This is a genomic window from Pseudovibrio sp. Ad26 (genome assembly GCF_001623285.1).
GTDB classification, from domain to species: domain Bacteria; phylum Pseudomonadota; class Alphaproteobacteria; order Rhizobiales; family Stappiaceae; genus Pseudovibrio; species Pseudovibrio ascidiaceicola.
The window spans coordinates 1-653 of record NZ_LMCE01000108.1 but is presented as its reverse complement, the minus strand read 5'-3'; the positions used below and the strand labels follow the sequence as shown (position 1 = coordinate 653).

Sequence of the window (653 nt, the reverse complement as noted above, 5' to 3'; positions counted from 1 at the left end):
CCTTCTTCAGGGCTTAATTTTTAAGAGCGTCACCTGCATGGTGGTCAGTGCGCCCTGCTTATGTGCTCAGTATCACCGCCAGTGGTATTTATGTCAACACCGCCAGAGATAATTTATCACCGAAGATGGTTATCTGTATGTTTTTTATATGAATTTATTTTTTGCTGGGGGGCATTGTTTGGTAGGTGAGAGATCTGAATTGCTATGTTTAGTGAGTTGTATCTATTTATTTTTCAATAAATACAATTGGTTATGTGTTTTGGGGGCGATCGTGAGGCAAAGAAAACCCGGCGCTGAGGCCGGGTTATTCTTGTTCTCTGGTCAAATTATATAGTTGGAAAACAAGGATGCATATATGAATGAACGATGCAGAGGCAATGCCGATGGCGATAGTGGGTATCATGTAGCCGCTTATGCTGGAAAGAAGCAATAACCCGCAGAAAAACAAAGCTCCAAGCTCAACAAAACTAAGGGCATAGACAATAACTACCGATGTCATATACCCATACTCTCTAATCTTGGCCAGTCGGCGCGTTCTGCTTCCGATTAGAAACGTCAAGGCAGCAATCAGGATTGCAATCATGGTTCCTGCATATGATGACAATGTCGCCCCAAGACCATCTCTATGAGCTGAAAAAGAAACACCAGGAATG

At 42.9% G+C, this 653-nt stretch carries 1 protein-coding gene; it reads right to left on the bottom strand.

From position 1 onward, the window contains the following. Positions 1-304: 304 nt before the first annotated feature. Positions 305-653: hypothetical protein (locus PsAD26_RS22965; RefSeq protein ID WP_061103600.1), on the bottom strand; the 349-nt coding region annotated here is incomplete at its 5' end.